Source organism: Hamadaea sp. NPDC051192, from assembly GCF_040682475.1.
GTDB lineage: Bacteria > Actinomycetota > Actinomycetes > Mycobacteriales > Micromonosporaceae > Hamadaea > Hamadaea flava.
This window is the reverse complement of sequence record NZ_JBFBAZ010000051.1, coordinates 17,367-32,015: the sequence shown is the minus strand read 5'-3', so window position 1 is coordinate 32,015 and position 14,649 is coordinate 17,367. Positions and strand designations below refer to the sequence as shown.

Below are 14,649 nucleotides of genomic sequence, written 5' to 3'. Positions count from 1 at the left end.
CCTAATCCCGAACCGATCCGAGCGAACCGAAACGAAACGCGAGAGGGAACACCATGGGATTGCTACGAGGAGTCGCGCGTACCGCGGTGGTCGCCGGCACGGCCACGGCGGTGTCCAACCGCGTGTCCCGCCGCCAGGCCGGCCGCTGGGCCGCGCAGGATCAGCAGCAGCAATACGAGTACGCCCAGCAGGAAGCAGCCGCGCAGCAGCAGCAGGCCCCGCCGGCGGCGGCTCCGGCCGACAAGCTGGATCAGCTCAAGACGCTCGGCGACCTGAAGGCTCAGGGCGTGCTCACCGACGCCGAGTTCGAGCAGCAGAAGCAACGCATCCTCGCCGGCTGACCCCGCGCTCGCAGCGCGACCGTCAGCAAAGCCGAGACAGCGCGACCGTCAGGAGAGGGGGGCCGACGTGACGTCCGCCGAGTTCACCGCCGACGACTACGCCACACGGATGGTGCGGGCCGCCGACGACGCCCAGCGAGCCGGATACGACGGCGTACTCGTGACGCCGGGTCCCGACCTGGTGTGGCTCACCGGCTATCGGCCGACCGCCATCACCGAGCGCCTGACCGTGCTCGTGCTGCTGCCCGGCCGGCGGCCGCAGCTGGTGGTGCCGAAACTGGAGATGCCGGACGCGCAGGCCGGCCCGGCCGCGGCCGAGATGGGCTTCCGCGACTGGAGCGACGCCACCGATCCGTACGCGACCGCTTCCGCGCTCCTGCCCGAGGAGGGTCGCCTGTGCGTCTCCGACTCGGCGTGGGCGCTGCACGTGCTGGGTCTGCTCAAGGCCCGTCCGCAGGTCGGCTTCGAGGCGATCACCAATGCGCTGCCCATGTTGCGCGCGGTCAAGGACGCCCACGAACTCGACCGGCTGGCCGCGGCGGGAGCGGCGGCCGACCAGGCGTACGGGGAGATCGTGAAGGTGCGCTTCGCCGGGCGGGCGGAGAACGAGGTGGCCGCCGACCTGGCCGAGCTGCTGCGGGAGCACGGCCACGAGCAGGTGGACTTCACCGTCGTGGGCTCCGGCCCGAACGGCGCCAATCCGCACCACGAGGCCGGTGATCGCGTCATCGGCGTCGGGGACACCGTCGTCCTCGACTTCGGCGGGCTCATGGCCGGCTACGGGTCGGACACCACGCGTACCGTCCACGTCGGACCCGACATCGATCCCGAGGTGACCCGGGTGCACGGCGTCGTACGCGAGGCGCAGCAGACGGCGTTCGAGGCGGTCCGCCCCGGGGTCGCCTGCCAGGAGATCGACCGCGCCGCGCGGGAGGTCATCGTGGCGGCGGGCTACGGCGAGTACTTCATTCACCGCACCGGGCACGGGATCGGCGTCACCACGCACGAGCCGCCGTACATGGTCGAAGGCGAGCAGCAGCGCCTCGTGCCCGGCATGTGTTTCTCCATCGAGCCCGGGATCTACCTGCCGGGCCGGTTCGGCGTACGCCTGGAGGACATCGTCACCGTCACCGAGTCCGGCGGCCGGCGATTGAACACGACCAGCCATGAGTTGCGGGTCGTCGAGTAGGAAAGAGGTCGATGACGATGGACTTCGGCGACGTGCTGTGGTCGATGATCGTATTCTTCTTCTGGTTCATGTTCATCTGGATGTTCATCGCGGTCTTCGCCGACGTGTTCCGGCGCAAGGACCTGTCCGGCTGGGGCAAGGCGGGCTGGATCGCGTTCGTGGTGATCCTGCCGTTCCTGGGTGCGCTGGTCTACCTGATCGCACGGCCGAAGCCGACCGAGGCCGAGCTGCGGTCGATGGGCATGATGCCGTATCGCGGCGCTCCGGAGGCTGCGGTCCACTCCACCGCGGACGAGATCGAGCGGCTCAGCAAACTGCACGACGACGGCAAGATCGACGACGCCGAGTACGCCACGCTCAAGCAGCGGGCGATGGGTCTGACCGCTTGACCGGGCTGGTCATCGGTGGCGGCGATGCGCGGTCTCCGGGCCGACGACGCGGAGCAGACCGAGCGCGTCGACGCTCGGCGAGCCCGGCGGCGGCGTGAACAACCGCAGCCGCTGATCGGCGGACTGAGTCTGCAGTAGTTCGTAGTCGAATTCGATGAGCCCGACAGCCGGATGCCGTACGCGCAGCCGGCTGTCGCGGCGTACGGCGACCTCGTGCTCCTGCCAGAGCGCGCGGAACTCCTCGCTCGCCGCTTCGAGCCGCTGGATCAGCAGCGTCGAGGGGCGGTCGTAGCCGTGCCGGGTCGCCGCCGCGCGCAGGTCGGCGACGTGCATCCGGCTGAGGTCGTCGTGCTCCTCGACGGCGTACGCCTCCCGGACGAACGGGTCGGTGAACCAGCGCCAGACGACGTTGCGATCCGGTTCGGCGATCGAGCAGACGCAGCCGAACAGCGCCTCGGCCAGGGCGTTCTGCGCGAGTAGGTCGCCGAGGTCGGTCAGCAGCTGAGCCGGGGTGTCCCCCAGCCGGTCGAGCAGATAGAGCAGACCGGGTCGCACGTGGCTGCCGGCTCGGGCACCTTCCGGCGGGCGGTGACCGGCGAGCAGGTAGAGGTGGTCGCGCTCGTCCTCGGTCAGCCGCAACGCCCGGGCGAGCGCGGCCAGCAGCTGCGTCGACGGTTGTGAACTGCGCGCCTGCTCCAGCCGCATGACGTAGTCGGCCGACACCCCCGACAGCTGGGCCAGCTCCTCGCGGCGCAGACCGGGCGTCCGGCGTCGCGGTCCGGCCGCCAGCCCGACCTCCTGCGGCTGGAGGCGCTCCCGCGACCGGCGCAGGAAGTCCGCCAGCTTGGCCTGGTCCATCTTCATGTCGTCCATCCTCGGCCCTTCGCGCCCGGATCGCCGCTGAGCAGCCTAGGAGCGCTGCTCCTAGGCAAACCGCTCCCCTCCTCATCACTACCCGGTCCTGGCACTGTCGCTGGCGTACCGCCATCAGAAAGGGACAGCGAAATGATCGAGATCACAGTCGGCTCCGCCCATGTGCCGTACCGGACGACGGGCCAGGGCCGCCCGCTCGTGCTGGTGCACGGAACCAACCGAGGGGGCGCCTCCTGGGACGGCGTGGCCGACGCGTTCGCCGACCGCAGCACCGTCGTGCTGCCGAACCTGTCCGGCAGCGATCCGGCCCGCGACGACGGCCGCGACCTCACCGGTGAGCAGCTCGCCGACCAGGTCGCCGCCGTCATCGCCGATGTCGGGGCCGGGCCCGCCGACGTGGTCGGGCACTCCATGGGTGCGGTGGTCGTCGCGACGCTCGCCGCCACGCGGCCCGACCTGGTACGCACGGCCGTCCTGGCCGCCGGCTTCGCCGGGCAGGGCGACGAGTACTTCCGCAACGTGCTGACCGTCTGGCGCGACCTGGCCGGCGTCCCGGACACGTTCGCCCGGTACGCGATGCTGCAGGCGTTCAGCCGCGAGTACCTGAACTCCCTCGACCGGGCCGCCGTCGAGGAACTCGCGGGCGGCTATCAGCCGAACGCGAACCGGCTCCGGCAGCTCGACCTGGATCTGCGGTTGGACGTGCGGCACCTGTTGCCGCGGATCCAGGCGCCGACCCTGGTGATCGGTGGCAGCCGCGACACGCTGGTCCCCGTGGAACACTCCCGTGAGCTGGCCGCCGGCATCTCCGGAGCCGCGTACGCGGAGCTGGACTGCGGGCATCTCATGGCGACCGAGCGACCGGCCGAGTTCGTGAAGCTCGTCCGCGACTTCATCCAGTAAAACGCTCCGGGGGTGTCTCCATAGTGGAGACACCCCCGGCCGGCGATCAGCAGCTGCCGCCCGGCTCCCGGGACGTACGCCAGTCGTCGGAGGTGGTCGACGTGGCTTCCGGGGTGTGGACGATGTCGGAGAAGTTGTCGAAGTACGCCTGGAACGTCTTGTGACCCGAGATGCGCAACAGCGACTCGTCGTTGTCGTAGATCGCCGGTCCGCTCCAGTTCGTCGAACCGGTGTAGACGATCTCCTCGGTCGCCCCGGACTTGAGCTTGCCCGAGATCGCGAACCACTTCGAGTGCACGCTGCGGGGCAGGTCGGTGCCGGTCGGCTTCCACCAGCGCTGCACACCCGAGCAGCGCAGCGCGTCGACGACGCTGGCGTTCACCCCGTCGGTGCGTACGTGGTAGATGAGCTGCACGACGCAGCCCTCGGCGTCCAGCGACGCGAGCAGCCGCGCGATGTCGGAGCGGGTGAAGCCGTTCATCGCCACCCGGATGAGGGTCCGCCCGTTGTGACCGAGGCTGTCGGGCAGGTTCCGGGCCGAGCAGTCGGCACGCGACAACATGTCCAGCACGAAGTTGCCATCGCCGTCGGCGATCGGGCTGAAGTAGTTGCGGAACGCGCCATAGCCGCTGGCCGCCTCGGTGCCGTCGGCGTTGTAGGAGACCGGCTTGCCGTCGGCGGAGTTGTAGTAGTCGTTGTTCTTGTGCTTGAGCGCGAGGTCGGAGAAGTACGCGTTGAACTTGCCGTACAGGCCGGCGTTGTCGACGACGACCATCGCGTTCTCCCAGTAGGGGCTGCTGCCCCACCAGTTCTGCGAGCTGATGAGCACCACGTTGCGTACGCCGCCGACGGAGGTGATCGTCATGAACTTGTTGTGCATGATCCCGGTGCCCACGCAGGCCGACCCGGGCGCGTTGCCGCAGGCGACATGCCAGGATCCGGCCGCGTTGGCCTCGGTACGCGCGGGCAGGAAGTCATACGTCCAGTCGTCGGATCCGCCTTCGGGACCGGTGTTGGAGCCGTGCACGATCCGGACGTCCACGCCCCGGGCGATCGCCCGCTGCAGGGCCGCCCCGATGGCCGCGCTGCGGGCCTCGAAGATCGCCACCCGCACGATCGCCCCCGCGTCCGCCCCGTCGACGAGCCGGATCACCTCGTCGTAGACGGCGGTCGAGGTCGAGTTGTACGGGTTGTTGAACACGGGATGTGTGACGGGTGCGTACGCGGCCGCCGCCGGTTGGGCCGCCGCCATCGGCGCGAGCACGAAGGCCAGGCCGGACATCGCCAGCCAGGCCGAGAATCGCCGTAGTCTCATACGTTCCTCCCCAGGATGAATCGACTGTGCCGAGCAGGCAGCAGGCCGCATGCCGCCATCCGGTCGGCGGCCTGCTCGGCGAGATCACATGCGTGGTCGTGGTGTCCTTCCGCGCGGGCGAGCACCGCCAGCGCGTCCAGCGCCTCGGCCTCGACCAGCTCGTACTGCCATTGCTGGGCCAGCTGCGAGGCCTGGCGCAGCTTCTCCGCGGCGTCGGCGTACCGGCCGTCGCGCAGATGCGTACGCCCGAGTCCGATCAACGCCACGGCGGCCGTGTGCGCGTTGCCGGCCGCGGTGGCTTCGCGGTGCAGCCGGTCCAACTCGGCCGCGGCGTCGTCGGACCGCTCCCCGAGGTCGATGCGCAGCACGGCGGCTTCGACCGCGCAGCGCACCAGGTGACCGGTGTCCCCGGCGAGGCGGGCGTGCTCGATCGCCGCGTCGGCGTGGCGCACCGCCGCGACGGCCTGCCCCTCCTGCGCCGCCACCTGGGCCAGTCCCTGCTCGCCCAGGGCCTGGCTGAGCGGGTCCTGGAGGTCGACGGCGATCCGCATCCCCTCGACGAGGTGGACGCGGGCGGCCTCGGTCTCGCCGAGCAGGGCGAGGTTGATCCCGAGGTTGCACAGGGCGGTCGCCCGGCCGCTGGGATTGTCGGTCTGCCGATACAGGTCCAGGGCCCGCTGTCCGAAGACGACCGACTGCCGGATGTCGCCCAGCAGGTAGTGCAGCGTGCCGAGGTTGGTCAGCACCACCGCCTCGCTGGATCGCCGCCCGGTGCGGCCGTAGATCTCCAGAGCCTGGCCGAGCAGGCGTTCGGCGTCCCGGCTGGCCCCGCTGCCGGCGTACGCCACGGCCAGTTGGGTCAGCGCCGAGGCCTGCACGTCGTCCCAGCCGGACCGCCCGGCCGCGTCGATGGCGTGGCGCAGATGCTCGTCGGCCTCGCTGAGCTGGCCGACCGCCCGGCAGGCCTGGCCCAGGCCCAGGTGCATCGCCGCGACCGCCGCGTGCTGCCCATGCGCTTCGGCCGTGGCCAGACCGAGGGTGGCCGCGTGCAGCCATTCGGCGACCGGCCGCCGGATCCACAGGTAGCCCCGCAGCGCGTCGGTGAGCAGCCAGGTCATCGGGGCCGGCCCGGTCTCGGCGCAGTGGCCGATCAGGGCGGTGACGCTGGGCAGTTCCTCGTCGAGCCAGCGCCGGGCGGCCCCGGCGTCGGTCAGGTCCAGCGCGCCGTCGCTGCGATGGGCGGCGCCCTCCGGCAGGCGGATCGTGTGCGCGTACAGCTTTGCGGCGGCGTTGTTGATCGTCGCGAGGTAGAAGTCGCACAGCCGTGCCACGGCGTCGGGCCGCTCGCTCGCGGCGTCGGCGAGTTCGCGTGCGTACTCGCGCAGCAGGTCGTGCAGGCCGTAGCGGTCACGGCCGCGCGGCTCGGCCAGGTGGGCGTTGACGAGCACCCGGAGCAGCCGGGCCGCTTCGGCCGCGTCGATCCCGGCCATCGCCGCCGTCGAGTACGCCGTGACGTCGCCGCCCGGCGCCGCGCCCAGCAGCCGGAAGATGCGCTGGGCCGCCCCGGTCAGCGCCCGGTAGGACGCCTCGAACGCCGCCGCCATGGATGCCTGCCCGTCGTCGTCGACGGCCAGCTGACGCAGCGGGCCTTGGCTGGTCAGCTGGTCCAGATAGCCGGTGAGGTCCTCGTCGGGATGGTCGGCCAGTTTCGCCGCGGCGATGCGCAGCGCCAGGGGCAGGTGACCGCAGGCCTCGGCCAGCCGGGACAGCTCCGCCGAAGCGTGGCGGCCCGGATCGTCGAGCACCGACCGGAGCAGGCCGACCGCCTCGACCGGGCTGAACGGGCGCAGGCTGACGCGCTGGGCGTTGTCCCGCGCGACGAGTCCGGTGAGCCGATCGCGGCTGGTGATCAGCACCCGGCAGCCGGATCCGCCGGGCAGCAGGGAGCGCACCTGGTCGGCGGTACGCGCGTTGTCGAGCAGGATCAGCAGCCGCCGGTGCGCGAGCATCGTCCGGAACAGGGCGGCCGCCTCGTCGGTGTCCATCGGCACCTGCGTCGACGGCACACCCAGCGCCCGCAGGAACTGCGTGAGCGCGTCGAGCGGCGTACGCGGCGGTTCGGCGGCGTACCCCCGCAGGTCGATGTAGAGCTGGCCGTCGGGGAACTGCTCCTTGACCTGGTGCGCCCAGTGGACGGCCAGGGCGGTCTTGCCGACGCCGGACATGCCGGTGATGACGCAGGCCGACGGCGCGGACGGCTTGCACAGCTCGTCCAGCTGGTCGAGTTCCCGCAGCCGGCCGGCGAACGCGGCGACGTCGGCGGGCAGCTGGGCCGGTTCGACGCCCGGACCGGACTCGCCCGGCCGGGGATCGGCCTTCGCCAGCTCCGGATTGTGATGCAGGATGTCCTGGTAGAGCGCTTGCAGGCGCGGATGCGGATCGAGTCCGGTGCGGTCGGCGAGGGTCTGCCGTGCCGCGAGGTACGCCGTCACCGCGCCGACGGCGTCGCCGGATTGGTAGAGCGCGCTCATCAGCTGCCGCCAGCTGCCTTCCCGCAGCGGGTGCTGTTCCACCCGTTGCCGGAGCCGGCCGATCATCTCCGTGGCGGCGCCCCGGTCGAGGTGCGCCTGGACGTAGTCCTCCTCGACGAGCAGCCGCTGCTCCTCCAGGTGCGCCACCCGCCGGGCCAGCTCACGGGGCAGGACGAGGCCGGCCAGCAGCCGGTTCTGCCAGACCTCCAGCGCCCGGCCCAGCCACAGCTCGGCGGCGGCCGAATCACCGGCGAGCAGCGCCTGCCGCCCTCGCTGGGCGGCCTGGTCGAAGCCGTCGAGGTCGCGTTCACCCGGCTCGACCCGCAGCAGGTAGCCGCCGCCCCGGCTGACCAGCCGGCTCGGGCCGCCGGACTCGTCGTGCAGCGTCTGCCGGAGCCGATGCGCGTACGTGCGCAGGTTGGCCGGCGCCGAGGCGGGCTTGTCGTCATCCCAGACGAGGTCGGCCAGGTCGCCCGTCCGGTGCACTTCATTGGGGGCCAGTAGCAGCGCGGTCAGCAGCAGCCGCTGCTTGGCCGAGCCCAATGGCACCGACAAGCCGCCGACCTGGACGTCCAGCGCCCCCAGCATCAGGAACCGCATGGGCAACGGTTCTACCACGCCGCTGCGACGCCGGCGGGTCAGCTGCCGCACACGCACCGTGCGGCAGCTGACCCACGAACGGACGCGCAGCGCGTCACGCGTCACGGCACGACCAGGGCTGCCAGCCGCGCGCCTGGTACAGACGCAGGGCTGCCCGGATGTTGTCGTCGGCGGTCAGCGCGGCGTCGACCTTCGCGGCCCGGGTGGAGCCAGGCAGGTATTCCTGCAGGGTTCCACCGTCGTTGAACTGGAACACCCCGAAGTCGAGGGTCCCGTTCGTGTTCGGCCCGCCGACCGCGATCGGGTTCAACCCCGACTCGCAGCGGGCCACTCGGATCGCCTTCTCCTGCGACCCGTCCGGCCAGATGGCCCGGATGTGGTCGGCGACGGTGGAGTCGCAGATCACACCCATGCCGTCGGTCGCCGAGGCGAGAGCGGACCGGGTGTTCGGGCCGACGACGCCGTCGACGGCCAGCCGGAAGCGCCCTTGGAAGGCGTACACGCGCATGCGGGTCAACCGGCCGAAGCTGCCGTCGACCGTGAGCTTGTTACCGCAGTCCAGGCCGAGTTCGTTGAGCCTGGTCTGCAACTTGCTGACGCAGCTTCCGCTGTCGCCGTACCGCAGGGTCGTCGTGCACAGCGTCGTCGCGGCGTACGCGGGACTGGGCAGGAAACCCACCGCGCCACCGCCGACGGCCACCGCGGCGACGAGCGCCGCGAGGACGCGCCGGATTCCGATCATCGTCAGCTCCTCTCAGAACGGGGGGACGGTCAGGCGATCAGGCCGAGGAAACGGGCGATGCCACGGGCGTGACCGCGGGCGGCCGCCTGCCGGAAGTCGTCACGGGCGAGCAATGCCGCGTCGTGACTGGTGTCGATGAACATGTTCTCGGTGAGCACCGCCGACATCGCGGTCTCCCGGAGCACGTGGAAGTTCGCCTGCTTCTGGCCGCGGTCGGTGACCGAGCCGATGTCGCGGACGTTGGTCAGGACCGCGGCGTGGACGTCGTCCTGCAGGTTCAGCGTCCGGGAGCCGACGCCGGGGTAGACGTAGCTCTCGAAGCCGGTGCCGCCGCCGGAGTTGATGTGGATGCTGACGAACAGATTCGCGCCCCAGGCGTTGGCGTCGTCGGTGCGGTAGGTCAGGCTGCGGGTGATGTCGGTGGTACGCGACATCCGCACCGACACGCTCCAGTTGTTCAGCAGGATCGTGCGTGTACGCAGCGCGATGTCGAGGGTGATGTTCTTCTCCACCAGCCCGTTCGCCGCGGCTCCGCCGTCGGTGCCGCCGTGCCCGGGGTCGAGGTAGATCTTCGGCGCGGCGGCGAAGGCCGGGTTCGCGAGGAACGGCGCGGCCGCGAGGCCGGCCACCGCGCCGAGAACTGCGCGCCGGCGTACGCCAGGGGTGCTGAGCACAGCGTCCTCCAAGGATCGATGGGGGGTCAGCTGCGGACGACGCCGCAGGTCGGGGCGTTCCAGTTCCAGGCGTTCCAGCCTTCCCAGCTCGGGTAGGGCGCGGCCTTCGTCCGGAACCAGGCGAGGTGGACGTGCGTCTCGTGGTCGCCGCTGGGCTTGCCGGGTCCGAGGATCTCGTTGAAGCCGTGGTACCGGGCGGCCTTCGCGATGGTGCAGAGCTGGCTGGTGTTCGCGCCCTTGGTGCCTTGGATGTCGATGCCCAGCCCGTAGTTGTGGTTGCTCTCGCGGAAGCTCCAGCACGACGAGCTGCCGCGCCAGCCGCTGGTGACGATCAGGGGCACGTCGCCGAGGTCCCGGCGGAGCGCTTCGAGCTTCCAGAACAGCACCCGGACGTTGGCCTTGGCCTCGGCCGCGTCGTTCAGCGGCGCCGAGTCCCAGGGCGCGCTGCACCCGTCCTTGTACTCGGCCCAGTCGAAGTGGTCGGTGCTGCAGTCGCTGGACTGCAACGAGTTGAGCTTGGCGATGACGGCCGGTCCGGCGATCCGGTCGTTCGGCAGGCCGTACTCCTTCTTGAAGCGGTTCACCGCGTCGCCGAGTTCGGAGCCGAACACGTCGTCCAGGTAGTAGGTGTTGGCGTAGCCGGTCCAGCCGGAGAGCCGGATCTTCAGCTCCCGGACGTCCGGACCGGTGTCGCCCTCCGACAGGGACGAGTTCTTCCACTGGTACGCACACGCCGCTTGAGCGGGTGCGGCGACGAGGGCGACGGCTGTCGTCGTCATCGCCACGCACAGCGCGACGAGCGCGCCGAGAGAGCGTCGAGACAAGGGAACCTCCGCGGGACGGGATGTGTGCGAGCACAGTAGGGACGGGCAATCACGCATGGCAATGAATAGGTGTACATGCGGCGTACACGCCCGGTGACATGGCAACGATGGTGGCGAATTCCGCAGGTCCGGCCGCCCGCGGAGATCATGGGGCGATATCGTGCGGCCATGACTCACGAGCCCGAGCTGACCGCACCCGTGGAGTTGTGCCTGCCGGACGGACGGCTCAACCGCGCCGCGGTGGGCTGGACGCGCCGCCCGCTGCACACGGCGAACCTGCGGGGCTGGGGCCGGGCCAAGCGCTGGGAGTACTGGGGCATCGTGACGCCAGATCACATCGTCGGCCTGGTGGCCTCGTCGATCGACTACGCCGGCGTACACGGCGTCTATGTGCTGGACCGGGCGACCGGCCGCGAGACCAGCACGGACGCGGTCGTCCCGCTGGCTCGTGGGGTGGTGATGCCGCCGCGCAGCGGCGAGGGCGACGCGTCAGCGCGAGGCGGCGGCCTGTCGATCGACATCACGCAGCGGCCGGACGGCACCACGATCACAGCGACCGCCCGCGACGTGCGGCTGGACGTCGAGATCCCACTGCCGCCGGGCCACGAGTCGCTCGGCGTGGTGGTGCCGTGGAGCGACCGGCGGTTCCAGTACACGGTGAAGGATCTCGGCCGGCCGGTCACCGGCACGCTGGTGCTGCACGGGCGTACGCACGAGATCGGCCCGGGGGCGTTCGCGGTCCTGGACCACGGACGCGGCAAATGGCCCTACTCGATCACCTGGAATTGGGCGGCGGGTGCGGCGGACGGCCGGGCGATCCAGCTCGGCGGGAAGTGGACCGACGGCACCGGGGTGACCGAGAACGGTCTGTTCGTCGACGGCCGCCTGCACAAGATCGGTGAGGAGCTGCGCTGGGACTACGACCGGTCGGACTGGTTGCGCCCGTGGCGGATCAGCGGCGAGCGCGTGCAGGCGCAGTTCCACCCGTTCCACGAGAAGGTCGCGAAGACGAATCTGGCGGTCGTGGCGAACGAGACGCACCAGTGCTTCGGGACGTTCGACGGCTGGGCGCTGACCGACGACGGCGACCGGGTCAGCCTGGACGGGCTGGTCGGCTGGGCCGAGGAGGCCCGCAACCGCTGGTAGCCGGCGCTCAGAGCCGGAGCTGCCCGTTGACCTCCCGGACGAGGTCTTCGGGGACCTTGAGGACGCGGCGATCGTAGGTCAGCAGCCCGTTGACCTCATCCTCCACATCCGAGAGTTGGGTGTAGACGGTCGCGCTGAGCCCTCGCGCTATCGCAGGCGCGATCTGCTCGGCGTGCAGCCGCCGGAAGGCCGCGCCGAACGCTTCGGCGTCGGCGAACCGCTTGTAGCCGAACTCGCGCTCGGTCGTGGTGTGCCCGGCGACCGGCAGGCTGTAGCCGCCGTACTCCGACAGGACCAGCACCCGCCGATCCCGCCCGCGCCGGGGCACGCGGAACGGCCGGAAGTAGATGTGCAGGCTGCGCAGATCGCCGGCGCCCTGATCGTGCCAGCCGCTGGCGTGGTCGACGGTCCGCGTCGGGTCGAGCGCGGCCACTTCGGCGGCGATCCGTGCGGCGTCGAACTGACCCCAGCCCTCGTTGAACGGCACCCAGACCGCGATGCTGACCACGTTGCGCAGGTGCTCGATCGTCTCGCGCAGCTCGACGCGGAACTGCTCGCGTCCCTCGGCGGCGGCGCGGCCGAACCAGCTGTGATGCCGGTCGGACAGCCGCAGCGGGGTCACCGCGGGCGCCGTCACCACCAGGGGCCGGTATCGGCCGCCGCCGTTGACCATGTCCTGCCAGACGAGGATGCCCAGCCGGTCGCAGTGGTAGTACCAGCGCGCGGGCTCGATCTTGATGTGCTTGCGCAGCATGGTGAAGCCGAGCCGCTTCATCGTCGCGATGTCGTGGATCATCGCCTCGTCCGACGGCGCGGTGTACCACCCGTCCGACCAGTAGCCCTGGTCCAGGATGCCCGCGTGGAAATACGGTTCGCCGTTGAGCAGCAGCCGCGGCGTACCGTCGGGGCCTGGGCCCACGCCGAACGATCGCATTCCGACATAGCTGCGGACCGCGTCGTCGCCGAGGGTCACGGTCACGTCGTACAGCTGCGGATCGTCGGGACTCCATCGCCGCGCATCAGGCACTGGTACGCACACCGGGCGGTTCGGGGCGGCCGTCGCGGTGCCGAGCACCGTGTCCCCGTCGAGGACGCGTACCGTCGCGTGTGGAGCATCCGCGTCGGTGTGCACGGTGATCTCGACGCAGTCGGAATCCAGTCGCGGCGTCAGGGTCAGCCGCCGCACATGCGTCTGGGGTACGCATTCCGCCCAGACGGTCTGCCAGATCCCGGACTGCGGGGAGTACCAGATCCCGCCGCGCCGCGTACGTTGCTTGCCTCGCGAGTGGTGGCCGGTGTCGGTGCTGTCGCGTACCGCCACGACCAGGGTGTCGTCGCCGTCGGTGAGCGCGTCGGTGACGTCGCAGTGGAAGGGCAGGTAGCCGCCGACGTGCGCGCCGACGGCGACGCCGTTGAGGAACACCTCGCAGATCTGGTCGACCGCGCCGAAGTGCAGCAGGACCCGGGTCGCCGGGCCGGTCCGGAAGCCGTCGGGCAGCCGCAGCGTACGCCGGTACCACAGGGTCTGGTCAGGTCCCAGCTGCCGGCCGACGCCCGACAACGGCGTCTCCGGGGAGAACGGCACCAGGATCACCCCGTCGTACGCCGTGGGCTCGCCGTCGGCGATGCCGCCGTCGGTGATGGCGTAATCCCAGTGTCCGTTGAGGTTCAGGTAGCTGTCGCGGACCAGTTGCGGGCGCGGATACTCGGTCAGCACGTGGTCGGGGTCGAGATCCGCACCCCACGGCGTCAGCAGCTCGGTCATGCGGTGGCCTGCGGAGGCTGGTGGCGGCGGCGCAGCGCCACGATGGGCACGGCGATGAGGACCAGCACCGCGAGCGCCGCCAGGAAGATCGCCGGGGTCGGGACCTGCTTGACCACGCCGAGGTCGGTGTAGGTCTCCCCCGCGTTGCTGATGACGGCCGCGCCGAGGAACGGGCCGGCGATCATCGGCACCATGATCGCGAAGATCATGCGCAGGCCCTGCACGTGCCCGGCCCGATCCGGCGGCGAGTAGTCGCGGACGAGGGCTCCGATGGGCGCCAGCACGAGCATGAAGCCCGACATCATGACCAGCCCGGCCAGGATCACCGGTACGGTGCCGCGCGCGAAGTACATGGCCAGCAGCCCGGCTCCGTAGACGCCGACGGCGGGCACCAGGAAGCGGATGCGGCCGATCCGGTCGATGAACCGGCCCGCCACGATGCTCACCACGGACGACCCGATCAGCACCACGGCCAGCACCAGTGCGTACCCGTCGATGTCGAGGTATCGCTGGATGTAGATGATCAGGTAGGGCAGGATGACCTGGGTCGAGACGCCCCAGAGGCACCAGGCCGACAGCGCGAGATAGAGCCCGGGGTTCGCGCGGACGGCCGATGGGCGCAGCCCGTGCAGCAGCGAGCTGAGCAGGCCGGACTCGCGTCGCACCGGGGTCGGCTCGTCGCGGACCAGGAACCAGGCGACCACGCCGATCACCGTGATCAGCCCGCCGACGATCAGGAAGAACGTACGCCAGTGCCCGGCCCGGGTCAGGCCGTCGAAGCCGCCGAACACGACCAGCATCGCGACCAGCGGCATCACCGCGAGGACGGACTCCACCCGGCCTCGGTTCGCCGGCCGGGTCACGTCGGTGACCCAGGCCTGGAACGCGGCGTCGTTGGCTCCGGAGCCGATGAACGACATCACGCAGTCCAGCGCGATCACGGCGACCACGGCCAGCAGCACCGCGTCCGCGCCGGGCAGGACGTCGCCGATCCCGCCGACGGTGATCAGGCCGAACCCGGCGGTGGTGACACCCCAGGCGAGGTAGCCCACGGAGATGAACACCCGGCGGCGGCCCCGGCGGTCGGAGATCGCCCCGATCAGCAGGGTGGCGACGGTGGCCGCCACCGCGCTGGCCGCGACCATGGTCGCGATGGCGTTGGGGTCGCCGGACACGGTGTCGTGGACGAACAGGTTGAGGTACATGTTCTCGACGGTCCAGGCGAGCTGCCCGACGAAGCCGAGCAGGACCAGGGAGGTCCAGACGCGTACGCCGAGGCGGTCCGCCGAACCGGCGACGGCCGGCGTGGCGGCGGCTTCGGTGGCCGTGGGAACAGTCACGACCTGCCTCCAGAGGG

13 protein-coding genes are annotated in these 14,649 nt (G+C 70.9%); 5 read left to right on the top strand and 8 right to left on the bottom strand.

The annotated features are described in order from the left end of the window. The first annotated feature begins 53 nt into the window (after positions 1-53). From AB0M47_RS22110 to AB0M47_RS22100, 3 genes are all read left to right on the top strand, one after another. Entirely contained in the window at positions 54-341 is a 288-nt protein-coding gene (locus AB0M47_RS22110) for an SHOCT domain-containing protein (RefSeq protein WP_363416715.1), read from the top strand. Positions 342-408: 67 nt separating this feature from the next. Beyond that, a complete protein-coding gene (locus AB0M47_RS22105) occupies positions 409-1,530 on the top strand; it encodes an aminopeptidase P family protein (RefSeq protein WP_363416713.1) in 1,122 nt (373 codons plus the stop codon). Positions 1,531-1,541: 11 nt separating this feature from the next. Next, positions 1,542-1,919, top strand: a complete 378-nt coding sequence (locus AB0M47_RS22100; RefSeq protein WP_363416710.1) for an SHOCT domain-containing protein — start codon at positions 1,542-1,544, stop codon at positions 1,917-1,919. 9 nt (positions 1,920-1,928) lie between these two features. Here the strand turns inward: AB0M47_RS22100 and AB0M47_RS22095 are convergent, their stop codons facing one another. Continuing rightward, positions 1,929-2,783, bottom strand: coding sequence for a helix-turn-helix transcriptional regulator (locus AB0M47_RS22095; protein WP_363416707.1), 855 nt, complete (start codon positions 2,781-2,783; stop codon positions 1,929-1,931). Positions 2,784-2,924: 141 nt separating this feature from the next. Here AB0M47_RS22095 and AB0M47_RS22090 point away from each other — a divergent pair, with 141 nt between their 5' ends. After that, positions 2,925-3,695, top strand: coding sequence for an alpha/beta hydrolase (locus AB0M47_RS22090; protein ID WP_363416704.1), 771 nt, complete (start codon positions 2,925-2,927; stop codon positions 3,693-3,695). 46 nt (positions 3,696-3,741) lie between these two features. Here the strand turns inward: AB0M47_RS22090 and AB0M47_RS22085 are convergent, their stop codons facing one another. From AB0M47_RS22085 to AB0M47_RS22065, 5 genes are read right to left on the bottom strand one after another with little or no spacing between them, the layout of a single operon-like run. Beyond that, positions 3,742-5,010 carry a phospholipase D-like domain-containing protein gene (locus AB0M47_RS22085; RefSeq protein ID WP_363416701.1) on the bottom strand — a complete coding sequence of 423 codons (1,269 nt, stop codon included), beginning with the start codon at positions 5,008-5,010 and terminating at the stop codon, positions 3,742-3,744. Further along, entirely contained in the window at positions 5,007-8,246 is a 3,240-nt protein-coding gene (locus AB0M47_RS22080; RefSeq protein WP_363416698.1) for a BTAD domain-containing putative transcriptional regulator, read from the bottom strand. Before AB0M47_RS22080 ends, AB0M47_RS22085 begins: the two co-directional genes overlap by 4 nt. After that, positions 8,236-8,883, bottom strand: coding sequence for a peptidoglycan-binding protein (locus tag AB0M47_RS22075; RefSeq protein ID WP_253755201.1), 648 nt, complete (start codon positions 8,881-8,883; stop codon positions 8,236-8,238). Before AB0M47_RS22075 ends, AB0M47_RS22080 begins: the two co-directional genes overlap by 11 nt. Before the next feature lie 29 nt (positions 8,884-8,912). After that, entirely contained in the window at positions 8,913-9,557 is a 645-nt protein-coding gene (locus AB0M47_RS22070) for an N-acetylmuramoyl-L-alanine amidase (RefSeq protein ID WP_363416695.1), read from the bottom strand. A 26-nt stretch (positions 9,558-9,583) separates the two neighbouring features. Continuing rightward, a complete protein-coding gene (locus AB0M47_RS22065; RefSeq protein WP_363416692.1) occupies positions 9,584-10,381 on the bottom strand; it encodes a M15 family metallopeptidase in 798 nt (265 codons plus the stop codon). Positions 10,382-10,549: 168 nt separating this feature from the next. Between AB0M47_RS22065 and AB0M47_RS22060 the strand changes: the two genes are divergently transcribed. Next, positions 10,550-11,527 carry a DUF2804 domain-containing protein gene (locus AB0M47_RS22060; RefSeq protein WP_363416689.1) on the top strand — a complete coding sequence of 326 codons (978 nt, stop codon included), beginning with the start codon at positions 10,550-10,552 and terminating at the stop codon, positions 11,525-11,527. Positions 11,528-11,534: 7 nt separating this feature from the next. Here AB0M47_RS22060 and AB0M47_RS22055 read toward each other — a convergent pair whose 3' ends face one another. Together AB0M47_RS22055 and AB0M47_RS22050 are read right to left on the bottom strand one after the other, a co-directional pair. Further along, positions 11,535-13,292 carry a sugar-binding domain-containing protein gene (locus AB0M47_RS22055; protein ID WP_363416687.1) on the bottom strand — a complete coding sequence of 586 codons (1,758 nt, stop codon included), beginning with the start codon at positions 13,290-13,292 and terminating at the stop codon, positions 11,535-11,537. Further along, the gene (locus AB0M47_RS22050) at positions 13,289-14,632 is read right to left on the bottom strand and encodes an MFS transporter (RefSeq protein ID WP_363416684.1); all 1,344 of its coding nucleotides are present in this window, start codon (positions 14,630-14,632) and stop codon (positions 13,289-13,291) included. The genes AB0M47_RS22055 and AB0M47_RS22050 overlap by 4 nt, the downstream gene beginning before the upstream one ends. Positions 14,633-14,649: the final 17 nt, after the last annotated feature.